The organism is Bradyrhizobium sp. USDA 4353 (genome assembly GCF_054063215.1).
On the sequence record NZ_JBSSGB010000001.1, the window covers coordinates 7,343,185 to 7,368,743 of the forward strand.

Consider the following 25,559-nt stretch of genomic DNA (forward strand, 5'->3'; position numbering starts at 1 on the left):
CGACTGCTGAGCCAGCCGTGGATCACATCCCGAGATTGTGCTATCCGTCGACCTCGCTTCGGATGCGCGAAGGCCTGCTGATGACATCACGCGAGACCTTGGTCGGCGCTCTGGTCGCCGGATCGCCAGCAAAACCCGCTGCGGTTGGCACCGGCGAGGCGGAGGCGTCGCAGCCCCCGCAAGGGCTGTGGGCCCGCTTCCTGGACTGGAATCAGAAGCTGTCGGTGGTCAAGAACCTGACCTTCATCACCATCGCCACCGGCTTCCTCGGCGGTTACTTCCAATATCTCAGCGCCTATGACGCGAAGGTCAGCGCGCTCGCCGAGGCCGACATGAAGGCGGCGACCGAGACCTTCGTGACGATCTCAAACGCCTATGCGGAAGCGCAGATGCTGCAGGAGCTGATCTTCTACAATTTCGCGGCGGCTACGTCCGCCGGCGTCGATCCTGGCGACAAGGCGCTGACGACGAAAGCGGGCAGCGAGACGTTCGCGCCCTATACCAAGGCGCGGATGGCGCTGCGCCAGAACAGCGGCATCTTCGCCCACAAGGCGGAGATCTATATCGATTGGGCCAGCGACCGCGGCCGCGATCCCGAGGCGCCGCGCGTGCTGGACCAGGATCCGCTCAACGAGGCGCTGCTCGGCGCCTATGATTTCGACTGCGATGCCGAGGCCAACATGCCGCGGCTCGGGGTGACGGGTCCCGCCATTGACGAGGCCGATCCGTGCCGGGCCGATGCGCCGCCAGCGCAACCGGCCCAGCGCATCAATCTCTGCTCCAAGCGCGAGCCCGGGCGGCGGCCGGTTACGATCGACTGGCAGAGCGCCAAGCACCATCTGCTGACGATGCATTTCTGCTTCGAGCAGTCGCACCGCCAGATCTCGACCGCGCGGGTCTGGGCCTCCGGCAATGCGGTCAGCGATGAGAGGGTGAAGGCGTTCAGGGACGATGAGGCGCGCTACCGGGCTGCGCTCGACAAGCAGGTGGTGCGGCTGAACGCGTTCATGAGTCTCACCATGGCGCGGCTGGAAAGCATTCGGGTCAAATACCGCCCTTCCGGCTTCCTCTGCCATCTGCCGCTGCTGCGCGACGCCGTCGGCCTGTTCAGCCGGGAGTGCACGCCGGTTCGCGTCAGCGGATGAGGACGCCGCCATTCGGCGCGGCTAGGCTGCCGGCAGCAGGTGCCGCACCGCCGAGGCGATCATGACGCCGCCGCCGGTGATCACGGCAGCATCGAGGATCGCGGCATGGATATGCACGGGCATGCGCGCGACGAAGGCTTTTGCGAGGAAGGCGCCGGGCACGGCGACCGCGCCGATCAGAAGCGCGAAGGCGAGCACCTGCGCCGTGACGACGCCGGCGAGGCCGAACACCGAGATCTTGATCACGCCGGTCGCGACCGAGATCATCGCATCGGTGGCGATGACGGCGGCGCCTTCGAGCCCTGCGGCCATCAGAAGCGACAGCAGGATGACGCCGGAGCCGGAGGTGCCGCCGACGAGCACGCCGTAGCCGACAGCACCGGCGGCAAGGCCGCCATTGCCGATCCGGACGTTGCGCTTGCGCAGGATGCGACGCAGGGGGACGCTCATGATCAGCATCGTGCCGATCACGAAAGCGGCGCCGGCATTGGTCAGCCGCGTGTAGCCATAGGCGCCGAGCGCCGTGGTGACCGCCGCCGCGGCGATGACGATGCCGGCGCGGGTGCGATCGATCTGGCTGAGATAGGCGCCGACGCGGCTGAGATTGGTGAGGATGGCGGAGATCGCGATGATCGGCACCACCGGCTCGGCGCCGACCATCGGCACCAGCACCAGCGGCATCAAGGCGCCGGTGCCGTAGCCGGCGAGACCACCGATGATGGACGCAAATAAAGCGACGGAGGCGACGAGCAAGAGCTGAAGCAGCGAGATATCGGCAAAGCCTGCCAGAAAATTCATGACCATCCGTCGCGATTGACGCGCGCCGCCGCCTGATCAGCGATCGCGGTCAGTAATGACCCGCTGCACCCACGCGGCGCCGACGAGCCATCCTTTGCGAGAGCCAGCTCATGGCCGAGATGCGGTTCCTCCGCAACCCCAGGCCCAGGAATCGTGTGCATCAGGCGATCACGTCGGCGCGATGAAGCGTTACGGCAACAACGCCGCCCGATGCGTGCAAACAATTCGCTCACACGCAGAGGCAGGCCGATCAGAGCTCGGTGTAATTCCGCGCCGTGTGCTCGCCGGACCAGATCTTGTCGGGATCATAGATCCGCTCGCGACGCCGCGGTCTGAAGTCGCTCAGGCGCACGACCTGTCCTGGCGCTCGGACGGCGGCCTCGACCTCGGACGACGCGTCGGACGGCCGGACGCGCCGGCTGCGGATGATCTCGGGCTGACTCACGGGGATGCTCCTGGCATCCAGGTGAGTTATGTTATAACATATCCCAAATCAAGTCGCCGCTCCCCGCACCATCTCGTGAGCCCAGATCGCAGCAGGCGGCTTCAGGTTCGTCCGTCGCGGTTGACGCGCGCAGCCGCCTGATCGGCGATCGCGTTCAGCGACGCCTCGTCGAGCGGAAAGTCGGCCGCGAGCCAGGCATCCTCGGCGAGCGTCAGCACGTGGCCGAGCAGCGGCCCCTCCGCCACCCCGCGCGCGATGAAATCGGCGGCCTTGAGCGGCAGTTTCGGCGGTGTGAAGCGCTGTGGCAGCAGCGCCCGCTCGCGCCAGCGGGGATCGCCGCGATCCTTGCCGGCGCGCGCCCAGCCGAGCAGCAGCCGGTCGCGATAGACGGTCTCGCCGAGACGATACAGCAGCCGCCGCACCCGGGCTTCGTCAGCGGACGCAAAGCGCCACCAGCGATGGCCCATGCCGTCGAGCGCCTTGGTCTCGGCATTGGACAGCTTCAGCCGGCTGCCAAGACGGCGCGCATCCTCGGTGACCGCGACCGCGAGCGCGGCGAGACGACGCACCGCGCTCGGCGGCAGCTCCAGCTCGCGCTCGATCTCGATCATCGCCGCGAACGGCCCGAGATAGGCAACGCCGCCGAGGATCGTGGTCAGCAGGCCGCCCTCGGCCATCGCGGTGAGCGCACCGACGGCGCCCTCGGTCACCACGAGCTTCAGCATCTCCATGCGCACCCGCTCGGCGGAGAGCGTCGCGAGCCCGGCGCGTCCGGCGATGCAGGCGAGATAGCCCTCACGGTCAGGCTCGCCATGGCCGAACGCCGCATGGATGCGGAAGAAGCGCAGGATGCGCAAATAATCCTCGGCGATGCGCTGGGCGGGATCGCCAATGAAGCGCACACGACGGGCGGCGATATCGGCGAGGCCGCCGACATGATCGTGCACCACGCCATCAGGCCCGACCGACAGCGCGTTGATGGTGAAGTCGCGCCGATGTGCGTCGCCGACCCAATCGCGGCCGAACTCGACCTTGGCCTTGCGGCCAAAGGTCTCGGTGTCCTCGCGCAGGGTCGTCACCTCGAACGGATGGCCGTCGAGCACCAGCGTCACGGTGCCGTGGTCGATGCCGGTCGGCACGCTCTTGATCGAGGCGGCCTTGGCGCGCCGGATCACCTCGGCCGGCAGCGCGGTCGTCGCGATGTCGATGTCGCCGATGGGAATGCCGAGCAGCGCGTTGCGCACGGCGCCGCCGACCACGCGCGCCTCCTCGCCGTCGCCGTTGAGCAGTGCGAGCACCCGCGCGGCCGCCCCCGACGAGAGCCAGGGCGCATGCAGCACCCTCCCGCCGATCACTGCTCGCTCCCCGGAACGAGCCGGCCGTTCTCGACATGCGCCGGGACGTAGGTCGAGCGAGGCGGTGCGCCGGAGAACGCGACGATCAGGAGCACACTTGCAATCACCAACACCAGCGCCGCCACCGTCAGTTTCGTCACCAAATGAAGCGGCCAGTGGGCGGGCACCAGGAGCCCCGATCTGGTCGCGAGCAAGAACAACACATAAACTGCGAAAGGAATGAGGAAGATTCCGATTTCCGTCAACACGGCTCGGATCATGACAGATAGATCCGTTCGTACAACACCCGAAGAATGCCCGCGGTCGCGCCCCAGATGTAGCGCTCGGCGAACGGCATCGCGTAATACGAGCGCTCCATGCCGCGAAATTCCTTGGAATGCAGCTGGTGATTGGCGGGATCCATCAGGAAGGCCAGCGGCACCTCGAAGGCGTCGTCGACCTCGCCCTCGTTGATCCGAAGCGTGAATCCCGGCTGCACCCGCGCCACCGTCGGCAGAATGCGAAAACCGAATGCGGTGCCGTAGACGTCGAGATAGCCGATCGGGTCGACGAAGCTGCGATCGAGCCCGACCTCTTCCTCCGCCTCGCGCAAGGCGGCATCGAGCGGCGTGGCATCCGTGACGTCGATCTTGCCGCCGGGAAAGGCGATCTGGCCGGCATGGCTCGACAGGTTCGGCGAGCGCTGGGTCAGCAGCACCGTCGGCTCGGGATGATCGACCACGGGGATCAGCACCGCCGCGGGCCGGATCGGCTGCTCGCGGGCGATGATCTCGAGCATGCGGTCGGTGCCGGAATCGCCGCTGGTCGGAATGATGTCGGGATCGAGCAACGCCTGCGGAACGTCGAAGCGCAGCCGCTCCCGGCCACGCGCGAAGAACTCGGCCGAGCTCACCCCGGCCGTCCTGGTCCTCACCACCATGGGCTCGTTCAAAGCGCCGCCCTCACCTCTTCTGCGTTGGCCATGGGGAAGAACGCACCTGACGACTCCACCCCGAACATGACCTTGCCATCGATCACCCGCTCCTCACCCATGTCAACAAGCTCATAGTAGAGCGCCCGCGTCACCTTGGCCCAGAGATCTGCGCGGACATGCAGATACGGCGTGAGGCCGCCGCTTTCGCCCGGCTCGAAGCGCAGCCGGTGCTCGGCATCGCAGGACACCCAATCGTCGACATTGGTGCGGAAGTTGAGGCGCACGCCCTGTCTGTCATGCTCCTTCCGCATTTCTACGGCCATGAAGGGGACATCATCGACGCGAATGCCGACCTTCTCGACCGGCGTGACCAGGAAATAGCGGTCATTCTCGCGCTTCAGGATCGTGGAGAACAGCCGCACCAACGCAGGACGGCCGATTGGCGTGCCCATGTAGTACCAGCTACCATCGCCTGCGATTCGCATGTCGAGATCGCCGCAGAATGGCGGATTCCACAGATGCACCGGCGGCAGGCCTTTCCCGGATGTCCCGGCCTGCGTTGCAGCCGATGTCAGCCGATCGAGTCCGTTGTCGGTGCTCTGCCCTTGCTTCGCCATGGTTTGCCCTGAGTTTGCGTTCGCCTTGGCACGATTGGTGCAAGATTTTATCGCGCTCGTCTGTGCAAAAGTTCCAGGCGGCCGTGCACGTCATGTAAGGTCGCCATATCGTGATGCCGTCAATACCCCGGAATGCCGATAATATGGGGATAGTTTAACTCAACGAATACAGCGCCTTCGCATAGATTGGCAGCCGCGTCCTGACAAACTGGAGCGGAACGCTGGCAGACAAGTTGAAGATGCGGGGCAGAAGGAGCGACGGGAATGGCTGAGAACGCGGAGAAGCTCGAGGATGCGATCGTCCGATCGGCCGAACAGGTCTCCGGTCAGATCCGCGCGGCGAAGGAGGCGATCTCCCGGCGTGATCTTCGGTCAGGACCGCGTGGTGGAAAACACGCTGGTGACAATTCTGTCCGGCGGCCACGCGCTCTTGATCGGCGTCCCCGGCCTCGCCAAGACCAAGCTCGTCGAAACGCTCGGCGTCACGCTCGGCCTCGACGCCAAGCGCGTGCAGTTCACGCCCGACCTGATGCCGTCAGATATTCTCGGCGCCGAGGTGCTCGACGAGAGCACCGTCGGCAAGCGCTCGTTCCGCTTCATCGCCGGCCCGGTGTTCGCACAACTCCTGATGGCCGACGAGATCAACCGCGCGAGCCCGCGCACGCAGTCGGCGCTGCTGCAGGCGATGCAGGAGCAGCACATCACCGTTGCGGGCGCCCGGCACGACCTGCCGAAGCCCTTCCACGTGCTCGCGACCCAGAACCCGCTGGAGCAGGAAGGCACCTATCCGCTCCCCGAGGCGCAGCTCGACCGCTTCCTGATGGAGATCGACGTCGACTATCCCGATCGCGACGCCGAGCGCCGCATCCTGTTCGAGACCACTGGCGCGCAGGAAAGCGCCGCCAAGGGCGCGATGACCGCGGACGCGCTGATCGCCGCGCAGCGGCTGGTGCGCCGGCTGCCGGTCGGCGATTCCGTCGTCGAAGCCATCCTGTCGCTGGTGCGCTCGGCGCGTCCCGGTCCCGAGGCCGGTGAGGCCGGCAAGCTGATCGCCTGGGGGCCCGGCCCGCGCGCCAGCCAGTCCTTGATGCTCGCCGTGCGCGCCCGTGCGCTGCTCGACGGCCGTCTCGCGCCGTCGATCGACGACGTGCTCGATCTCGCCGAGCCTGTGCTGAAGCACCGCATGGCGCTGACCTTCCCGGCCCGCGCGGAGGGCCGCACCATTCCGGACGTGATCCGGCAGTTGAAGAGCCGGATCGGTTGATGGCGACAGCACCGGGGCACGCCGACAAGGAGATTCTCGCGATCCGGCGTGCCGATGGCGAAAGCCGGACGCTGGCGTCCTCACTGCCGCGTCTCGTGCTCGAAGCCCGGCAGATCGCCGCCAACGTGATCCACGGCCTGCATGGGCGGCGGCGCGCCGGCTCCGGCGAAAGCTTCTGGCAATATCGCCGCTTCGTCTCCGGTGAGCCGTCGCAGCGCGTCGACTGGCGCCGCTCCGCGCGCGACGATCATCTGTATGTCCGCGAGCAGGAGTGGGAAGCCGCGCACACCGTGTGGATCTGGCCCGACCGCTCGCCGTCGATGGCGTTCGCCTCCAAGGGCGCGCGCGACAGCAAGCTCGAGCGCGCGCTGATCGTGACGTTTGCCCTGGCGGAGCTCTTGGTCGCCGGTGGCGAGCGCGTCGGCATTCCCGGCCTGCTCAATCCGACCGCGAGCCGCAACGTGATCGACCGGATCGCGCAGGCGATGCTGCATGACGAAGCGGCGCGGCCGAGCCTGCCGCCGTCTTTCGTGCCGTCGGCGCTCGCCGAGATCGTCGTGCTGGCAGATTTCTGGTCGCCGATCCCGGAGATCAGCACCATGCTCGCTGGCCTCTCTGCCTCAGGTGCGCATGGCACGATGGTGCAGGTGGTCGATCCCGCGGAGGAGACCTTCCCCTATTCCGGCCGCGTCGAATTCGTCGAACCCGAGGGCGGCGAGGTGATCACCGCTGGCCGCGCCGAAAGCTGGGCGCAGGACTACGTGGCGCGCGTCGCGCTGCATCGCGACCAGATCCGCGCCGAGACCGGCAAGCTCGGCTGGCTGTTCACGACGCACACCACCAGCCGCTCGGCGGCTGAGCTGCTGCTGTTTCTCCATGCCGGCATGACGACGAGCAAGGTTGGCGGAGGGCTGCGCGCATGATGGGGTTGCCGCTGTCGTTCGCCGAGCCGCTGCTGCTGACCGGACTGATCAGCCTGCCCGTGCTGTGGTGGCTGCTGCGGGTGATGCCGCCGCGCCCGCGGCGGATCGAGTTCCCGCCGACGCGGCTGCTGTTCGACATCACGCCGAAGGAAGAGACGCCGTCGCGTTCGCCGTGGTGGCTCACTTTGTTGCGCCTGATCGCGGCAGCGCTGGTGATCTTCGCGGCAGCCGGCCCGATCTGGAACCCGCGCACCGAAGCGGTCGGCAGCAAGGCGCCCTTGGTGCTGCTGCTCGACGACAGCTGGAGCGCGGCCGCGAGCTGGGACACCCGCATCAAGGCCGCCGACGAGATCATCGCCAATGCCGATGCCGACCGCCGCGGCGTCGCGCTGCTGCCGCTGTCGGAGCCTGCTCGTGATCTCACGCTGATGCCGGCAGGCGCGGCGCGCGTGGCGCTGCGCCAGATCGCGCCGAAGCCCTACACGACCGAGCGCGCCGATGCACTGCCGCAGCTCGACCGCTTCCTCAAGGCCACCGGTGATGCGGAGATCCTGTGGTTCTCCGACGGCGTCGATCCCGGCCGCGGCAGTGAGTTCGTCACGGGTCTCGCGAAGACCATCGGCGACCGCAGCCTGACATTGTTCGAAGGCGGCACGACCTCGCCGCTGGCGCTCGCCGGCGCCGAGAACGCCGCCGCGAAGATGACGGTGAAGGTGCTGCGCGCCGATCTCTCCGTGCCCGGCGGCATCGTGCGTGCGCTCGACGCCAAGGGCTCGCCGCTCGGCGAGGCGCCATTCAGCTTCACGGGCAATGCGCATGATGCCGAGGCGAGCTTCGATCTGCCGGTCGAGCTGCGCAACGACATCACGCGATTGGAGATTGCGGGCGAGCGTTCGGCGGGGGCCGTGCAGCTGCTCGATAAGCGCTGGCGCCGCCGCGCGGTCGGCATCGTCACGGGAGCAACCAGTGACACCGCGCAGCCGCTGCTCGCGCCGACCTTCTATCTGACGCGCGCGCTGTCGCCATTCGCCGATCTCCGGCTCGGTGATCGCGGCGCGCCGCAGCAGGTCATCACCCAATTCCTCGACCAGAAAGTGCCGATGATCGTGATGGCCGATGTCGGCACCTTGTCGCCGGAGTTGCGCGACCGCCTCAACGGCTGGATCGAGAATGGCGGCGTGCTGGTGCGCTTCGCCGGTCCGCGGCTGGCGCAAGGCGACGACGACCTCGTGCCTGTGAAGCTGCGCCGCGGCGGCCGCACGCTGGGCGGCAGCCTCACCTGGGAGAAGCCGCAGCATCTCGCCACCTTCGCCGCCGACGGCCCATTCGCTGGCATCACCGTGCCGAAGGACGTCACCGTCAATCGGCAAGTCCTCGCCGAGCCTGATGCGGTGCTCGCGACCAAGAGCTGGGCATCGCTCGAGGACGGCACGCCGCTGGTCACCGGCGAGCATCGCGGCAAGGGTCTGATCGCGCTGTTCCATGTCAGCGCCGACATGCGCTGGTCGGATCTGCCGATGTCGGGCGCCATGGTCGAGATGCTTCGCCGCATCGTCGACATGTCCGGCTACACCTCGACGCCGGGACCGGGTCCCGCGGGCGAGACCGCCAAGGCGACCCTGGCGCCGCTGCACATCCTCGACGGCTTCGGTGCCTTCGGGCCGCCGCCTTCGACGGCCAAGCCGCTGCCGGCCGATTTCAACGACAGGGCCTCCCTGGATCATCCACCCGGCTTCTATGGCCCTGCCGACGGACCCACCGCCGTGAACACGCTCAGCCCCGCCGATCGCATCCTGCAGCTCGACACCTCGGCGCTGCGCGCCAAGCGCGCCAGCTACACCACCGCCGAGCCGCGTGATCTCCGGGGCATCCTGCTGTCGACCGCGCTGCTGCTGTTCCTGATCGACGCCGTCATCGTTGCCCTGCTCGGCGGCGCGCTGGCGTCGCTGATCCGGCGCCGCCGTCCGGCTACGGCCGTTCTCGCCTTCGCCGTGCTCGCGACGGCTGCGCTGATGGCGATCGCGATGCCGACCAGCGCGCGCGCCGATGCGGCGAGCGACGATTTCGCGATGCGCGCGGTGTCGCAGACGCGGCTCGCTTACGTCGTCACCGGCAATGCCGACGTCGACTCCATCGTCAAGGCCGGCCTGACCGGGCTGACCCTGTTCCTGGCGCAGCGCACCGCGCTCGAAGCCGGCGATCCCGTCGGCATCGATCCCGCGCACGATGAGCTCGCGTTCTTCCCGCTGATCTACTGGCCGATCGTGCCCGGCGCGCCGAAGCCGCCGCAGGACGCGATCAACAAGATCGACGCCTACATGAAGCAGGGCGGCACAGTGATCTTCGATACGCGCGACGCCGTCGAGGCGCCTCCGGGAGAGAATGGCGCGCAGCAGACCCCGGGCATGCAGTCGCTGCGCGAGATCCTGTCCTCGCTGGATGTGCCGGAGCTCGAGCCGGTGCCGCGCGAGCACGTGCTGACCAAGACGTTCTATCTGCTGCGCGACTTCCCCGGCCGCTTCACCGCCGGCCAGACCTGGGTCGAGGCACTGCCGAAGGATGAGGACGAGGACAGCGCCTCCAGGCCCGCGCGCGGCGGCGACGGCGTCTCGCCGATCATCATCACCTCCAACGACCTCGCCGGCGCCTGGGCGATCCGCCCCGACGGCCAGGCGATGCTGCCGATGGTCCCGGGCGAGCCGCGCCAGCGCGAATTCGCCTTCCGCGCCGGCGTCAACATCGTGATGTACACGCTGACCGGCAACTACAAGGCCGACCAGGTCCACGCGCCGGCCCTGATCGAACGGCTCGGGCAGTGACGATGCGAGTTGTCGGTCTCGATGTAACAACAACAAAGGTCGTCATGCCCGGCCTTGAGCCGTGCATCCACGTCTCACCTTTTACGCAGAACGACGTGGATGGCCGGGACAAGCCCGGCCATGACGAAGCCAGCGAGTTTGCCTCATGAACTACGGCATCGCGTTCACGCCTCTCGTTCCCCAGGTCGTGCTGTGGCTCGCGATCGCCGCGATCGTGGTCATCGCCGCGCTGCTCTTGATCAGCCGCTCGCGCTCGGCCTGGATTCGCGTCGCTGCACTGGCCTTGATCGCGCTCGCGCTCGCCAATCCGCAGTTCACGCGCGAGGACCGCGAGCCGCTCACCTCGGTCGCCGCCGTCGTCGTCGACAAGAGCCCGAGCCAGAATTTTGGCGATCGCACCAAGCAGACGCAGGCGGCCCAGGAGGCGCTGGTCGACAGCCTGAAGAAGATCAAGGGTCTCGAAGTGCGCGTGGTCGAGGCCGGCCAGGCCGATGGCGAGACCGACGGCACGCATCTGTTCGGCGCGCTGACCTCGGCGTTGTCGGACGTGCCGGTCGATCGCGTCGCCGGCGCGTTCCTGATCACCGACGGCCGCGTCCACGACATTCCCGGCAACATGGCCGCGCTCGGCTTCCAGGCGCCGCTGCAGGCGCTGATCACCGGACAGAAGGCCGAGCGCGACCGCCGCGTCGCAATCACCGCAGCTCCTCGCTTCGGCATCGTCGGCCAGCCGCAGACTGTCAGCTTCCGTCTCGACGACCAGGGCGTCACCGGTGCCAGCGCCAAGGTCGTGATCCGCCGCGACGGCGAGGTCATCAGCGAACGCACCATGACCAGCGGGCAGACGTCGAAGATCGACGTCGACGTCAAGCATGAAGGCCAGAACATCGTCGAGATCGAGGCCTCGCCGCTCGACAACGAGCTGACACTCGTCAACAACCGCGCGGTGGTGTCGATCGACGGCGTGCGCGACAAGCTGCGCGTGCTGCTGGTGTCGGGCGAGCCGCATTCCGGCGAGCGTACCTGGCGCAACCTTCTGAAGTCGGACGCCAGCATCGATCTCGTCCACTTCACCATCCTGCGGCCGCCGGAGAAGCAGGACGGCACGCCGATCAACGAGCTGTCGCTGATCGCGTTTCCGACCCGCGAGCTGTTCCAGCAGAAGATCAACGAATTCCAGCTGATCATCTTCGACCGCTACGCCCGTCAGGGCGTGCTGCCGATCGCCTATTTCGACAACATCGCGCGCTACGTCAGGAATGGCGGCGCGGTGCTGGTCTCGGCCGGGCCGGACTATGCGTCGAACACCAGCATCTGGCGCACGCCACTGGATTCGGTGCTGCCCGCCGAGCCGGTCGGCGTCACCGAGAAGCCGTTCTACGCGCATCTCTCCGACGCCGGCAAACGCCATCCGGTCACCCGCGGATTGGAGGGCTCGGCCTCGGAGCCGCCGCGCTGGAGCCGTTTCTTCCGCACGGTCGAGACGCGCAACGCTGTCAGCCCGCCCGTCATGACCGGCGCGGACGGCAAGCCGCTGCTGCTGTTGTCGCGCTTCGGCGCCGGCCGTGTTGCGCTCTTGCTCTCCGACCACATCTGGCTGTGGGCGCGCGGCTATGAGGGCGGCGGCCCGCATCTCGATCTGCTCCGGCGCATGTCGCATTGGTTGATGCAGCAGCCGGATCTCGACGAGGAGGCGCTGCGGCTGCAGATGCAGGGCAAGGATCTCGTCGTCGTCAGGCAGACCATGGGCGACACCGTGCCGCCGGTGACGGTGACCTCGCCGTCGGGCCAGACGCGCGAACTCACGCTGGCGCAGGGCGATCCCGGCGAGTGGCGCGCGACCTTGCCGGCCAACGAGCTCGGCCTGTGGCAGGCGACCGACGGCACGTTGAAGGCGCTGATCAATGTCGGCCCGACCAACCCGAAGGAGTTCTCCGAGGTCACCTCGACCACCGAAACCCTGAAGCCGCTGGCGCAGGCCACCGGCGGCGATGCCCGCCGCATCGCCGACGGCTCCGGCATCGACATGCCGCGCATCGTGCCGGTGAAGTCGTCGACCTTGTTCAGCGGCGACGGCTGGATGGGCGTGCGGATGCGCGATGCCAGCGTCGTGAAGGGTGTCGGCGTGCTGCCGATGTTCGCCGGCGTGATCGGCCTCTTGCTGCTGCTCGGCGCGCTCGCTGCGACCTGGGTTCGCGAGGGACGCTGAGGCTCATGGCGCCCGCGCCTTCCGGCGCGGGCAGCGTGGCGCGAAGAGCACAATGGCTCCGATTCCGCGCATGCGCACCAGCGCTCGATTGACGCCGCACCACCCCGCCTGCGATGTTACATTGTAACAAATGCTGAGCTGCTCAGCTGAACGGGGTGGCCGATCGACATGAGCCAGATCGACATGAGCCAGAGCTGGCCATGAGCTGGTTTCGCGCGAACATCAAGGATGGCTCGCGGCTGGCGCTGTTCGCGCTGCTGCTGCAGTTCGCGCTCGCCTTCGGCCATGTGCATTGGCTCGCAGGCCAAACTTCGAATGACGGTCGCGCCACAACCGCGCAAATCCACTCCGGCTCCGCGCCTGTAAGCCAGGATCCCGACCAGCAGCCTGCCGCAGACGGCTGCGCGATCTGCGCCGTCATGGCGATGGCGCAAGCAATCCTGCTGTCGCCCGCGCCAGCTCTGACGCTTCCTGAAGCGATCGCCTTCCGTCTACCCGACGCGATCATCGCCTCAGTCACGGCTGTCGTCGTCGACACCGCGTTCCAGCCGCGCGCTCCTCCCCTCGCCTGATCCGAGCCAATCGATACGCCGCGACGCTGCGCTTCCGCGCATCGGCCGGCGAAGGAATGGACCCCGTCGCACGGCGACGGCAGGCGCATCCCACCAGCAGACAGACGATGTGGGACGCCTGATCAGGATCAGGAATGGAAGAATGTTGCCGAGAGCTTTGATGTCGGGCTGCAGCGCCGCAGCCATATTGTGCGTTTTGGGCGCGAGCGCGCGTGCCGATGATCCCAAGCCGGCGGCGGAGCTGCCCGAGGTCAACGTGACGGCACCGAGCCCGATCCGCGCCCGCAAACCGGTGGTGCCGCGGCCCAATCCGACGGCCCGCGTGGCCGGCCGAGGCACGCGCGCTCCGGCGCCGCCACGCGAGGCTCAGACCGCGCCGCCTCCGCCGCAGCAGGGCGTGACGCCCATCGTCACCGACCAGTTCGCGACGGTCACGGTGGTGCCGAACGAGGAGCTGCGCCGCTCCGGCGCCGCCACGCTCGGCGATCTCCTCAATTCGAAGCCCGGCATCACCGGATCGAGCTTCGCGCCGGGCGCATCGAGCCGGCCGATCATCCGCGGCCTCGACGTCAACCGTGTCGGCATCGTCGAGAACGGCATCGGTGGCGGCGGCGCCTCCGATCTCGGCGAGGACCATTTCGTCCCGATCGATCCGCTGACCAGCGACCAGATCGAGGTTGTCCGCGGTCCCGCGGCGCTGCGCTACGGCTCGACCTCGATCGGCGGCGTCGTCAGCGCCACCAACAATCGCATTCCCCAGGCGCTGCCGACCTGCTCGACGACGCCCTTCCAGACCTACGGCCTGCCGGCGAGCGCGCCGGCCGCGGGTGCCGCGCCTTGCGTCACCGCGGAGACGCGCACCTCCGTCAGCTCCGTCGATCGCGGCGTCGAAGGCGGCGTGCTGCTCGACGCCGGCGGCGGCAATTTTGCGCTCCACGCCGACGCCTACGGCCGCAAGACCGGCGACTATTCGATCCCCGGTTATCCCTATAGGTTCGACCAGACCCGTCCGGTGAACGGCCGCCAGCCCAACTCGGCCGTGCAGAACGATGGTGCCTCGATCGGCGGCAGCTACTTCTTCACCGGCGGCTTCATCGGTGCTGCGATCCAGCAGACCGATGCGCTCTACCACATCCCCGGCATCGACGGCGCCGACAGCCGCACCCGGATCGACGCCCACCAGACCAAGATCACCGCCAAGGGCGAGTACCGTCCGGACTCCGCCGCGATCGACGCCATCCGCTTCTGGGCCGGCGCGACCGACTACCGGCACAACGAGATCGGCTTGGCCGATACGACCGATCCCACCACCGACGGCGTGCGCCAGACCTTCACCAACCGCGAGCAGGAAGCGCGCGTGGAAATGCAGATGATGCCCGTCAATCTGCGCTTCGCCACGCTGACGACCGCCTATGGCGTGCAGGCCGGACACCAGGAGCTGAATGCGCCGAGCCCCGACAATCCCGGCTCGGTGTTCAACGGCCTGTTCGGTCCCAACACCAACAATCGCGTCGCTGGCTACGTCTTCAACGAGCTTGCGTTTACGCCCTCGACCAAGGCGCAGATCGCCGGCCGCATCGAGCATGTGTCGCTGAACGGCTCGACGCCGAACTTCCCGGTCGACTATCTGCCGGATGGCACGCCGCAGGCCAACATCGCGCGCAATCCGTCGTATACGCCGAAGAGCGCCAGCGTCGGCCTGCTGCAGAACCTGCCCGGCGATCTCGTGGCCAGCGTCACCGCGCAATATGTCGAGCGCGCGCCGAAGGCGGCCGAGCTGTTCTCGCGTGGCGGCCATGATGCGACGGCAACGTTCGACATCGGCAATCCGAACCTGACCATCGAGACGGCCAAGACCGTTGAAGCCGGCCTGCGCAAGGCCACCGGCCCGTTCCGCTTCGAGGCCACCGCTTACTACACGCAGTTCAGCAACTTCATCTACCGGCGGCTGACCGGCGTGATGTGCGACGGCGACTTCGCCTCCTGCGGCACGACAGGCACGGAGCTGAACCAGGCGGTCTACTCGCAGCGCAACGCGCTGTTCCGCGGCTTCGAGTTCCAGAGCCAGTACGACGTCTCCCAGCTCGGCAGCGGCATCTGGGGCATCGAGAACCAGTTCGACGTCGTCCGCGCCACCTTCCCCGATGGCACCAACGTGCCGCGCATCCCGCCGATGCGCGTCGGCGGCGGCCTGTTCTGGCGCGATGCCAACTGGCTGACGCGGATCAATTTGCTGCATGCCTTCGCGCAGAATGACGTGGCTGCCATCGCGGAGACGCCGACGCCGGGCTACAATCTGCTCAAGGCCGAGGTCAGCTACCGCACCAAGCTCGATCCGAACATGTTCGGCGCGCGCGAGATGCTGGTCGGCATGGTCGGCAACAATCTCTTGAACGAGAAGATCCGCAACTCCGTGTCCTACACCAAGGACGAGGTCCTGCTGCCCGGCATCGGCGTGCGGATCTTCGCGAATCTGAAGTTCTGAGCAACGGCGGCGGAGGGGGAGCAGCGCTCCCTCTCCGCGTCATTGCGAGGAGCGAAGCGACGAAGCAATCCAGAGTCCGGATGGGACTCTGGATTGCTTCGCTTCGCTCGCAATGACGGAGAGACCGCGATTACTTCGCGTAGTCCCAATCCGGCCGGATCTCGCCCTCGACGCCATCGAACGCGCCCTCGACCAGTTCGTTCACCAGCAGCCGGTTGTAGTCCACCGGGCCCGGCATGGTCGCCCGGCCCTTCGGCACCGGCTTGAAGCCGGCGCGGGTGTAGTAGGCGGCGTCGCCGACCAGCAGGATGAAGCGATGGCCCTGCGTTCGCGCATCCGCGATCGAGCGCTCCATCAGCATGCGGCCAATGCCGTGCTTGCGGAACGGCGGCTCGACCGTCAGGGGCCCGAGCATCAGCGCCTTGGTATCGCCGACGCAGATCGGAAGCTGCCGGACGGAGCCGACCAGCAAGGTGCCGATATGGGCGGTGAACGACAGTGCGAGCAGATGGTCGACATGCTCGCGCAGGCGGTAGGCGCTCAGCACGAAGCGGCCGGGGCCGAAGGTACGTTCATGCAGCCGCTCGATCGCTTGCGCATCGCCCGGCTTCTCGGCGGAGATCGTAATGGACAGGTCACTCATGTGGGGTGGCGGGATAGCATCCCCAAGCGGCGCGGTCCATGGCTCCCTCTCCTAAACCCGGCGGCGAGCCGACCGCCGAGTTCCGGCATCGGCTCACTCCACCGGCATCGTCTTCTCGACCAGCCGCACCCAATAGGACGCGCCGTGGCCGAGGATGTTGTCGTTGAAGCGATAGGCCGGATGATGGCAGTCCTTGCCGTCGCCCATGCCGAGGAAGACGAAGGCGCCGGGACGCGCCTGCAGCATGAAGGCGAAATCCTCAGCGCCCATCAGCGGCGGCGCGTTGTCGACGACGCGCTCGGCGCCGACGATATCGCGGGCGACATCCGCGGCGACGCCGGCCTCGCGCGCATGGTTCATCGTGATCGGATAGAGCCGCGTATACTTGGTGGTCGCCGTGCCGCCATAGGGCGATGCCGTCGGCGACTTCGGCGATGCGGCGCTCGACGAGGTCCTGCACCTCGGGATCGAGCGTGCGCACGGTGCCCTTCAGCTCGACCGTCTCCGGGATGACGTTCATCGCCTTGCCGGCCTCGACCATGCAGATCGAGATGACGGCGGATTTGATCGGATCGACGTTGCGCGACACGATCGATTGCAGCGCGGTGATAATGTGGGCGGCGATCAGCACGCTGTCGACCGCCTTGTGGACGCCGGCGCCGGCATGACCGCCCTTGCCGTGCACGGTGATCTCGAGCTGGTCCGACGAGGCCAGCATCGGACCCGGCCGCAGCGCGAACACGCCCTCGGGCACGCCAGGCGCATTGTGCAGGCCGTAGACCTCCTGGATGCCCCAGCGGGTCATCAGGCCGTCGTCGACCATCGCCTTGCCGCCGGCGCCACCCTCCTCGGCGGGCTGGAAGATCAGAACCGCGGTGCCGTCGAAATTGCGGGTGTCGGCGAGATGCTTGGCGGCGCCGAGCAGCATCGCGGTGTGGCCGTCATGGCCGCAGGCATGCATCAGCCCCGGAGTCTTCGAGGCGTAGGGCACGCCCGAGGCCTCCTCGATCGGCAGCGCGTCCATGTCGGCGCGCAACCCGATGATGCGGCCGGAATCCGTCTTGCGGCCGCGGATGACGCCGACCACGCCGGTGCGGCCGATGCCCGTCACCACCTCGTCGCAGCCGAACTCGCGCAGGCGCTCGGCGACGATGCCGGCGGTGCGGTGCACCTCGTACATCAGCTCCGGATGTTCATGAAAGTCGTGGCGCCAGGCCGCCATGTCGTCGGTGAGCGCGGCGATGCTGTTCAGGATGGGCATGGGAGATGACGTTCTCGTTGCACGACGTTGGCCGGCCCGAACCATGGCCGGAACGGCCGGCGGACACAAGCCTGGGTCCCGCGATGGCAGCCCCTCGATCCCAGCGTCAGCCTCCCGCCGGTGATTGCGACAGATACGCCAGCAGCTTCATCTCGCGGCGACCGCGCGTGACGGTGTCGAGCACCAGGCCCGACGAGGCCGACAGCAGCGCCATAATCATCAGGCCCATCGACAAGACCGCCGTCGGCAGCCGCGGCACGAGGCCGGTCTCAATGAACGTGACAAAGATGGGAATCGCGAAGCCGATCGAGACCAGGGCGAGGAAGAGGCCGATCGCGGTGAAGAAGCGCAGCGGCTTCTCCGAACGGTACAGCTTGAGGATGGTGTTGAGGATGCGGAAACCGTCGCGCCAGGTGTTGAGCTTGGACACCGAGCCTTCAGGCCGCGCATAATACGGCGTCGCGATCTCAGCCACCGGCAGCGCCAATTCCAGCGCGTGCACGGTGAGCTCGGTCTCGATCTCGAAGCCGTCGGACAGCACGGGGAAGGATTTGACGAAGCGGCGCGAGAACACGCGGTAGCCGGAGAGGATGTCCTTGAAGGCCTGGCCGAACACCTCGGCGAGGAAGCTCGTCAGCATCCAATTGCCGGTGCGATGCCCCATGCGGTAGGCGGCCTGCTCCTGGTCGACCCGCAGGCCCACGACCATGTCGAGCCGCTCGCTCACGAGCCGCTCGATCATCACAGGCGCGCTCGGCGCGTCATAGGTCGCGTCGCCGTCGACCAGCACGTAGATGTCGGCATCGACATCGGCGAACATGCGGCGGACAACGTGGCCCTTGCCCTGCCGCCGCTCGCTGCGCACCTCGGCGCCGGCCGCGCGCGCGACCTCGACGGTGCGGTCCTTGGAATTGTTGTCATAGACGTAAACGACGGCCGTCGGCAGCGCCTGCTTGAAGTCGCGGACCACGGTCGCGACCGCCGCCTCTTCATTGTAGCAGGGCACCAGCACGGCGATCCGCATCGGTTGTGAGCTCATGAACCCGTCTCCCATGGCCGGGAGAGTGCCCGCATTCGGTGCAGAATCTCATAATGGCCCGGCGCCTTCGGGCCGCCATGTCGGAATGATCTTAACGCCATCCAGCACCTCGCGCAGGCGGGACAGCGTGCCCAGCGTCGTTCCCTCGGGCAGAGCATCGAAAGCGAAGAAGCCGGTCTCGACGATCTCGCGGTTGGGCTCCGGCGGGCGATCCTGCGTAAACCTCTTGATAACGAACACGGCGACGTGGTCGCGCGGCGAGACGTGGCTGTTGAGGAAGATGCCGTGCAGCTCCGGCTCGCCGGCCAGCGCGATCCGCCCCTCCTCGAACAGCTCCCGCTCCAGCGCCTCCAGGAACGTCTCGCCGACCTCGACACCGCCGCCCGGCAGGTGCCAGCCCGACACGTAGCCATGCCGGACCAGAAACACCCGGTTCTCGGCATCCAGCACCACGCCGCGGACGCCGAGCGTCATGCCCCGGGCGAAGCGCCAGTAGAGGTGAAATCCGCGCCGGAGCACCGGCTCGAACCGGATCCGCAAGCTGCTGAGCTGTGTTGTCGTCAAATCGCGTGATCCCCGGTTGGTCTTGCGCTCGACGGCCGGGCTTGCCATGAGAGCGCCAGCATGAGGGATAGCACGACATGACCGTTGCGCGCGCACGCATCCGCCATTGGCGCCGGAACCGGTGATGGCCGCCTTCACGCTCGCCCATCTGTCCGACCCGCATCTCGCGCCGCTGCACCGGCCGCGCCTGTCCGAGCTCGCCGGCAAGCGGGCGCTCGGCTATTTCAACTGGACGCGCAACCGCTACAAATATCACCGCCGCGACATCCTCGATCTCCTGATCTCCGACCTGCACGCGCAGATGCCGGACCAGATCGCCGTCACCGGCGATCTCGTGAACTTCGCGCTGGAATCCGAATTCCCCGTCGCCCAGGCGTGGCTCAAGACGGTCGGGCCACCGGACAAGGTCACCGCGATCCCCGGCAATCACGACGCCTATGTCCGCTCGACGCGGCTGCGCTTCGCCGAGAGCTTTGCCGCCTATTTCGGCGGCGACACCGATGGCCCGGCGACGTTCCCGTCTCTGCGCCGGCGCGGGCCGCTGGCGCTGATCAGCCTGTCCTCCGCGGTGCCGTCGGCGCCGTTCATGGCCACGGGCCGGATCGGCAGCGCGCAGCTTGCAGCGCTCGAACAGTTGCTCTCGTCGCTCGCGCATGAGCCGCTGTTTCGCGTGCTGCTGGTGCATCATCCCTTGCGCTCGGCCAATCGGATGAAGCGACTGACCGATTCCAAGGAGCTGATCGCGCTGCTCGCCGGCCACGGCGTCGAGCTGGTGCTGCACGGCCACGACCATGTGCATTCGACGATCTGGATCGACGGCCCGGAGCGCAAGATTCCGGTGGTCGGCGTGCCCTCGGCGTCGTCGCTCGCGCACGGCCACTACCCCGCCGCCGCCTACAACATCTTCGCCGTCGCGCCCGAAGGCAATCACTGGCGCTGCGACATGACCGTGCGCTCGGTAAACGACGCGCGGCGCGTGCGGGAGATCCGTCAGATCCGCCTGCTCTGACAGCCTCAGAAGTAAATCGGCTTCAGGCTCTCGTAGAGCGCGAAGCCGAACAACGACGCCGCGCCCAGCACGAAGCCGAGCACGAACGGCCAGAATCGCCCGCGCCGCGGCTCGCCGTCCCCCCGCGCCTGCTCGCGCGCGACGCTGAAGGCGCGCTCGCGCTCGACCATGCGGCGGGCAACGTAGTCGGTGACAGCCTTCACGATCGCGCCGATGTCGTGCGATTCGGCCAGCACGATGCGGCCGTTGCGGGTGTCCTGCACGAAGCGGTACTGCCGCTTGTCGCGCCCCATCACGATGTGGGCGACGACGTCGATCCACAGCCGCGGCGTCTCGCCCTGGCTGATGCCGCGATCGAACAGATCGATCTGGTTGGGGATCTCGGCGAACAAGGGATCGAGCGCGTCGCTGAGGATCTCCAGCCGCGCCACTTCCGCGTCGCGCAGATCGACCACCACGCCGGTTCGGTCCGCGGCCTCCAGCCGGGCCTGGCGCAGCGCCTCGCGCAGGCGCACGGGACGGGGTTCGGTGCTGCTGTCGGGGGCCTCGGACATCACTGACGCTTTCACGGTTCGGCCCTGGTTTCGCCAGGATTTCTCCCATTAACCTATCAGTAACCCAGTATTCCGCAAACACCATTTGTCTTCAAAGGCTTATACGCACGCTGAGATAATCAGCATCCCAAAACGGACGTGGGCGGCCTCCTCCGGTGTGACCCGGCTGAGACCGCCCCGTCCTTGGGCTCTTCCTCGAGCTTTATTCAGACACCCGGCAAGGCTTCCCTTCTCGGACCGCCTCAGGCGGCCGGAGCGCGCTGCGGCTCCTCGACGATCGAGAAGCGGACGCCGGCCTTGTGGCGGTTCTCCTCGGAGACCTCGCGCCAGCAATCCTCGGCTTCCTTGCGCGACTTGAACGGGCCCTTCACCTGGGCCGAGCCCTCCACCAGCTTGTGGAAATTCATCGAGCCGAACTCGCCGCCGATCACCCAGAAATTGCTGGTCATGAGACCCTCCTTCAACCGTCACAACTTTGACAATGCATTGCGATTTGCGTGACCAGAGATAAACGCGAAACCGGCAGCTTCGTATAGAGGCCTTGTTTTTGAATGGTGATGTCATGTAACATCATCACTTGTAACAAATGTCATTTTGTAAATATTGTCACAAATCCAGGGCCGCGCGGCCCGCGGGAGAGCGCGATGGCCGGTGAGTCCGGAAAGAAGCTGTTCGTCGGCCCACGCTTCCGCCGCATCCGCCAGCAATTGGGCCTGTCGCAGACCCAGCTCGCCGAGGGTCTCGGCATCTCGCCGAGCTATGTCAACCTGATCGAGCGCAACCAGCGGCCGGTGTCGGCCCAGATCCTGCTGCGGCTGGCCGAGGTCTACGATCTCGATCTGCGCGACCTCGCGACCGCCGACGAGGACCGCTTCTTCGCCGAGCTCAACGAGATCTTCTCCGATCCGCTGTTCCGCCAGATCGAGTTGCCGAAACAGGAGCTGCGCGATCTCGCCGAGCTCTGCCCCGGCGTGACGCATGCGCTGCAACGGCTCTACGCGGCCTACGCCGAGGCGCGGCGCGGCGAGACGCTGGTGGCGGCGCAGATGGCCGACCGCAACGCCGGCGGCCATTTCGAGGCCAACCCGATCGAGCGGGTGCGCGACCTGATCGAGGCCAACCGCAACTACTTCGCCGAGCTCGAGCAGCAGGCGGAAACGCTGCGCGACGCGCTGGACGTTCCGGCCGAGGGGCTCTATGCCGCGCTCGCTGCGCGCTTGCGCGAAAAACATTCGGTGCAGACCCGCGTGATGCCGGTGGACGTGATGCGCGAGACCTTGCGCCGCTACGACCGCCACCGCCGTCAGCTGCTGATCTCCGAGCTCGTCGACGGTCCCGGCCGCACCTTCCAGCTCGCGGTGCAGTTGGGCATGGCCGAGTGCCTGCCGCAGTTCGAGATCATCATCGGCCGCGCCGGCGCGATCGACGACACCTCGCGCCGGCTCTACCGCATGACGCTGGCGAGCTACTTCGCCGCCGCCGTCATGATGCCCTACGCGCCGTTCCTCAATGCGGCGGAAGCGTTGAGCTACGACATCAACGTGCTGGCGCAGCGCTTCGGCACCGGCTTCGAGCAGGTCTGCCACCGCCTCACCACCCTGTCGCGCCCGAATGCGCGCGGCATTCCGTTCTTCATGCTGCGCGTCGACAATGCCGGCAACGTCTCCAAGCGGTTCTCGTCGGGCACGTTCCCGTTCTCCAAGTTCGGCGGCACCTGCCCGCTGTGGAACGTGCATTCGACCTTCGACACGCCGGACCGTCTGCTCAAGCAGATCATCGAGCTGCCGGACGGCTCGCGCTATTTCTCGATCGCCCAGATGGTGCGCCGCCCAGTCGCGCCGCATCCGCTGCCGCAACCCCGCTTCGCCATTGGCCTCGGCTGCGAGATCAGGCATGCGTCGCGCCTCGTCTACGCCGCCGGCATGGATCTGGAGACGGCCGAGGGCACCCCGATCGGCGTCAACTGCCGGCTCTGCGAGCGCGAAAACTGCGCCCAACGCGCCGAGCCGCCGATCACGCGCACGCTGATCCTGGATGAGACAACGCGCCGCGTCAGTTCGTTCGCGTTCAGCAATGCACGGGAGTTGTGAGGCCAACGCTCTCTCCTCCGTCATCCCCTGCACGGCTGTCGCATTTATCAATCGGTGTTTTGGGCTCGTCTGTCTCCTCGTCGTCATGGCCGGGCTTGTCCCGGCCATCCACGTCGTTCGGCATGCTGGGAGCGACATGGATGCCCGGGACAAGCCCGGGCATGACGGAGTAACTAACGAGCAGAATTGTTCGTCACAACGCCCCAAATGTCTGAGGTAAAGACCGATAAAGCGGAGACTCGTGAGAAAACCCATGCGGTCACGTTCTCGCGGCGCATCCGCGCCCGAGCCTTACTGATAGTTTGCCCCCTCGACACAGAGGGCGCAGGGAAGACCGGGAGCGCGCCGCCCCCATGGCCCCCGTGCGGAAGGAAATGCACGGGGCAGGAACCACAGGTTTGGCTGGGACATCCCGGCCTTCCCTGCGCGATGGCTTTACGACTTACTCCGTGCTCTCCCCAGGGACCGGCTGTCTTGCCCCTGTCGCCAGCGCCATCGTCGGCGCGAACTTGATCTCAGCACCGGGAGATCAGGACCACACGGCTTGACCGTGCGCACCGAGCTGTTCGTCCGCACGATCGCTCGCGCTGCAGCCCGACACGCCCATCGCATCCCACATCAACGCTCGTGACGACCGCGATACGTCCCTCAGATCGAGGCGGGACGGGCGGAAAGATGCGGCTGATTTGCCCGACGCGCCAAGCGGAATATTTTTGCGTTGGGATCTGGACAGAGATCATCTCATTGATAGAGCGGAGACAAATCGACCGTACGCGCACGGCCGGAAACGTCGCGAGATGCTGCCGGAAGCGGTGATGAAGCACGAGTTATAGCTCTGGGGGCGCAGTTCGTGCCCGGACGTGCTGTTCAGCCGTTTCGCTCCGGCGGGGACTTTGCCGGCCAGCTATCTTTTGGTGACGGTCTGCAAGACGGTGCCGATGACCTCCATCATCACCTTCTGCTGCTCGAGCTTCTGCACACGGTCCTTTTCTGCCTGCTCCAGCTTAGCGACCTCTGCCTGATAACATTGAGCTGCGCCGAGATGCCCCAGCTCCGATGCACGACGACACAGCTCCATCTTCGTCTCCGACGGATTGGCGGGCGACGCCTGGCCACGGTCGATCATCTCGGCCAGGCTCACCATGGAATCGACATCACCGACCTGCACGCCTGACCGAAACATCGAGACGGCCTGCGCAGGATTGTTCTTGTCGGTCAGATGCATCCATCCCAGATTGTCGTAGGCAGCGGGGTAACGCCTCGAGACCAACTCTTGGAACAACGTGAAAGCTCGCGTCCGATCCGAGAACTGAAGAGCACGTGCGAGCTGATATTTGAAGCGCAGTTCGTTGGCAGCCTGTCTCGTCGCAAGCTCGCATGTCTTGACGGCTTCTGAGGCCTGCGACTTCAGAACAGCGAACGAGACTCCCGCACCAGCCTTGTTCTTGTCATTCGGATTGGCCGCCAATTCGTCGCAGCGCTGGCCTGCCTCAGACGCGCGGGCCGCCTCGACCTCTCTCGACTTCCGCTCTTCCTCCTGCTTCTTCGCGAGCGCCTCTTTGGCGGCCGCATCGCGGGCCTCTCGTTCCGCTCGTGACTTTTCCAGCTGCTCCTTTTCCTTGCGGATGGCCTCCGCTCGCTCGGCATTCTGCTTGTCGAACTTCTTGGCTTCCTCGCTGCCGAAGGGCAGAAGCTTTTCGCCGGTTCTAGGGTGAAATCCAGGACCGTCGAAGAACTCATAATCGAGGCTGGCGCGGGAAAACCAGAGCAGAGGCTTCCCTGTGGCAGGATCGAACAGCACCGTATCACGCTCAAGCGTCACTCGATTGGGAATGCGGGCGCTATCGCCTCCGGGGATCTTGCGGTCCGGCAAACCGGCCTGCCCGTCTCCTCCTTTCGGAGTTGGTTCATCTGATTTTCGGGGTGAAGTCGGTGCCTTGCCGTCCCTCTTCTCCAAACGCTCCTTCTGCAAGAAAAAGAACTCACCAGCATTGTTTCGAACACTGAGCAGGTACTGCCGCGGCGACATCCGTCGCTTCATCCCTGTCGCGGAGCGATATTCGTCGATCGATCGCCCGACATCGAGCATGATCTCGCTCAGCGAGGCAACGCCGTCAGGCGCGGGCCGTCGCGTCCCGCGCGCCGCCTCGATGAAGGCCTTCGTGAACAGGCTCTCGCCTTGGCTCGCGAAGCTTTGCTCGTCCTCGACGCCTGCCGTCACCAGTTGATGCGCAGGTTGAGAGAGACGACTGATGGTCTGATCCCGGACCGTGCCTTTCGCTTGTACCGCCGCAAGCCCGCTGAAGCACGCATCGAGAATGAACAGACTATGCCGCGATTGGCCGACATTCTCCGACCATTGCATGACGCGCGGCATGTCCAGCATTTCATCCCAATCCTCCTTACCCGCGGGCTTCAGGATGAGGTATCCGCGCTTCGAGCCGCCAGCGAGCTGCCTGGTCTCTCCGTGACCGGAAAAGTACAGCAGAAATCGATCATTGGCACCGACGAGCTTCGGAAGCGTCTTCTCCATCAGCGTCTCGATCCGCGATCGAGACGCCCGCTCGTCGGTCAACGTCACGATATAGTCGAACCCAGCATCGTCGCGCAGAAAGTCGCGCATGCGCTCCGCATCCGACGCGGGAGCATCGAGCTTCGGATAGGCATCGTAGTCCCCGACCCCGATGACCACGGCGTAGCTCTTGCCGAACTCGTTGCTCCCAAAGAATTTCTGATAGGCATCCGACCACGACGGCAGCCCCGCCGGGCGGATATAGGTTTCGTCGATGCCCGCCGAGGCAACGCCGCAGCTCAGAGCCAGAATGGAAAGCGTCAGCGCTACCCTAAGCATGGG

20 protein-coding genes and 2 pseudogenes are annotated in these 25,559 nt (G+C 66.6%); 9 read left to right on the forward strand and 13 right to left on the reverse strand.

Translation table 11 applies throughout. The annotated features are described in order from the left end of the window. Window positions 1-17 precede the first annotated feature (17 nt). Window positions 18-1,145 (forward strand): hypothetical protein, encoded by a 1,128-nt coding sequence (locus ACVILH_RS33045; RefSeq protein WP_456716631.1) that lies wholly within the window; start codon window positions 18-20, stop codon window positions 1,143-1,145. 21 nt (window positions 1,146-1,166) lie between these two features. On the opposite strand, the gene ACVILH_RS33050 is transcribed toward ACVILH_RS33045, so the two are convergent. The 6 genes from ACVILH_RS33050 to ACVILH_RS33075 form a co-directional block, all read right to left on the reverse strand. Then, window positions 1,167-1,943: a TSUP family transporter gene (locus ACVILH_RS33050; protein ID WP_456716632.1), complete on the reverse strand. Its 777-nt coding sequence runs from the start codon at window positions 1,941-1,943 to the stop codon at window positions 1,167-1,169. Between the two features lie 250 nt (window positions 1,944-2,193). Then, entirely contained in the window at window positions 2,194-2,388 is a 195-nt protein-coding gene (locus tag ACVILH_RS33055) for a hypothetical protein (protein ID WP_456716633.1), read from the reverse strand. 101 nt (window positions 2,389-2,489) lie between these two features. Then, a complete protein-coding gene (locus ACVILH_RS33060) occupies window positions 2,490-3,743 on the reverse strand; it encodes a CCA tRNA nucleotidyltransferase (RefSeq protein WP_456716634.1) in 1,254 nt (417 codons plus the stop codon). Continuing rightward, the gene (locus ACVILH_RS33065) at window positions 3,740-4,003 is read right to left on the reverse strand and encodes a DUF6111 family protein (RefSeq protein ID WP_456716635.1); all 264 of its coding nucleotides are present in this window, start codon (window positions 4,001-4,003) and stop codon (window positions 3,740-3,742) included. The genes ACVILH_RS33060 and ACVILH_RS33065 overlap by 4 nt, the downstream gene beginning before the upstream one ends. Next, complete coding sequence (locus ACVILH_RS33070) at window positions 4,000-4,662, reverse strand: CoA pyrophosphatase (RefSeq protein ID WP_456716636.1); 663 nt, start codon at window positions 4,660-4,662, stop codon at window positions 4,000-4,002. Before ACVILH_RS33070 ends, ACVILH_RS33065 begins: the two co-directional genes overlap by 4 nt. Before the next feature lie 8 nt (window positions 4,663-4,670). Next, entirely contained in the window at window positions 4,671-5,273 is a 603-nt protein-coding gene (locus tag ACVILH_RS33075) for a DUF1285 domain-containing protein (protein WP_456716637.1), read from the reverse strand. 264 nt (window positions 5,274-5,537) lie between these two features. Here ACVILH_RS33075 and ACVILH_RS33080 point away from each other — a divergent pair. The 6 genes and pseudogenes from ACVILH_RS33080 to ACVILH_RS33105 all read left to right on the forward strand — a co-directional run bounded on the left by ACVILH_RS33080 (window position 5,538) and on the right by ACVILH_RS33105 (window position 15,545). After that, window positions 5,538-6,537: pseudogene (locus tag ACVILH_RS33080) on the forward strand (AAA family ATPase). After that, the gene (locus ACVILH_RS33085; RefSeq protein ID WP_456716638.1) at window positions 6,537-7,460 is read left to right on the forward strand and encodes a DUF58 domain-containing protein; all 924 of its coding nucleotides are present in this window, start codon (window positions 6,537-6,539) and stop codon (window positions 7,458-7,460) included. The pseudogene ACVILH_RS33080 and the gene ACVILH_RS33085 overlap by 1 nt, the downstream one beginning before the upstream one ends. After that, window positions 7,457-10,279 (forward strand): DUF4159 domain-containing protein, encoded by a 2,823-nt coding sequence (locus ACVILH_RS33090; protein WP_456716639.1) that lies wholly within the window; start codon window positions 7,457-7,459, stop codon window positions 10,277-10,279. The genes ACVILH_RS33085 and ACVILH_RS33090 overlap by 4 nt, the downstream gene beginning before the upstream one ends. Before the next feature lie 145 nt (window positions 10,280-10,424). After that, the gene (locus tag ACVILH_RS33095; RefSeq protein ID WP_456716640.1) at window positions 10,425-12,488 is read left to right on the forward strand and encodes a hypothetical protein; all 2,064 of its coding nucleotides are present in this window, start codon (window positions 10,425-10,427) and stop codon (window positions 12,486-12,488) included. Window positions 12,489-12,688: 200 nt separating this feature from the next. After that, on the forward strand, window positions 12,689-13,060 hold the full coding sequence (locus ACVILH_RS33100) for a DUF2946 family protein (protein WP_456716641.1): 372 nt from the start codon (window positions 12,689-12,691) through the stop codon (window positions 13,058-13,060). Window positions 13,061-13,220: 160 nt separating this feature from the next. Continuing rightward, window positions 13,221-15,545: a TonB-dependent receptor domain-containing protein gene (locus ACVILH_RS33105; protein WP_456716642.1), complete on the forward strand. Its 2,325-nt coding sequence runs from the start codon at window positions 13,221-13,223 to the stop codon at window positions 15,543-15,545. A 130-nt stretch (window positions 15,546-15,675) separates the two neighbouring features. Here ACVILH_RS33105 and ACVILH_RS33110 read toward each other — a convergent pair whose 3' ends face one another. From ACVILH_RS33110 to ACVILH_RS33125, 4 genes and pseudogenes are all read right to left on the reverse strand, one after another. After that, window positions 15,676-16,188 (reverse strand): GNAT family N-acetyltransferase, encoded by a 513-nt coding sequence (locus ACVILH_RS33110; RefSeq protein ID WP_456716643.1) that lies wholly within the window; start codon window positions 16,186-16,188, stop codon window positions 15,676-15,678. A gap of 93 nt (window positions 16,189-16,281) precedes the next feature. Then, window positions 16,282-17,449 (reverse strand): annotated as a pseudogene (locus tag ACVILH_RS33115) (M20 aminoacylase family protein). A 106-nt stretch (window positions 17,450-17,555) separates the two neighbouring features. Continuing rightward, window positions 17,556-18,488, reverse strand: coding sequence for a glycosyltransferase family 2 protein (locus tag ACVILH_RS33120; protein WP_456716644.1), 933 nt, complete (start codon window positions 18,486-18,488; stop codon window positions 17,556-17,558). A gap of 48 nt (window positions 18,489-18,536) precedes the next feature. Continuing rightward, window positions 18,537-19,100, reverse strand: coding sequence for an NUDIX domain-containing protein (locus ACVILH_RS33125; protein WP_456717151.1), 564 nt, complete (start codon window positions 19,098-19,100; stop codon window positions 18,537-18,539). Between the two features lie 76 nt (window positions 19,101-19,176). Between ACVILH_RS33125 and ACVILH_RS33130 the strand changes: the two genes are divergently transcribed. Further along, entirely contained in the window at window positions 19,177-20,061 is an 885-nt protein-coding gene (locus ACVILH_RS33130) for a metallophosphoesterase family protein (protein ID WP_456716645.1), read from the forward strand. A gap of 5 nt (window positions 20,062-20,066) precedes the next feature. Here ACVILH_RS33130 and ACVILH_RS33135 read toward each other — a convergent pair whose 3' ends face one another. Together ACVILH_RS33135 and ACVILH_RS33140 are read right to left on the reverse strand one after the other, a co-directional pair. Next, window positions 20,067-20,615 (reverse strand): hypothetical protein, encoded by a 549-nt coding sequence (locus tag ACVILH_RS33135; protein ID WP_456716646.1) that lies wholly within the window; start codon window positions 20,613-20,615, stop codon window positions 20,067-20,069. A 242-nt stretch (window positions 20,616-20,857) separates the two neighbouring features. Continuing rightward, entirely contained in the window at window positions 20,858-21,064 is a 207-nt protein-coding gene (locus ACVILH_RS33140) for a DUF4170 domain-containing protein (protein WP_006612464.1), read from the reverse strand. Between the two features lie 195 nt (window positions 21,065-21,259). Between ACVILH_RS33140 and ACVILH_RS33145 the strand changes: the two genes are divergently transcribed. After that, window positions 21,260-22,705 (forward strand): helix-turn-helix domain-containing protein, encoded by a 1,446-nt coding sequence (locus tag ACVILH_RS33145; protein ID WP_456716647.1) that lies wholly within the window; start codon window positions 21,260-21,262, stop codon window positions 22,703-22,705. 904 nt (window positions 22,706-23,609) lie between these two features. On the opposite strand, the gene ACVILH_RS33150 is transcribed toward ACVILH_RS33145, so the two are convergent. After that, window positions 23,610-25,556 carry a caspase family protein gene (locus tag ACVILH_RS33150; protein WP_456716648.1) on the reverse strand — a complete coding sequence of 649 codons (1,947 nt, stop codon included), beginning with the start codon at window positions 25,554-25,556 and terminating at the stop codon, window positions 23,610-23,612. Window positions 25,557-25,559 lie beyond the last annotated feature (3 nt).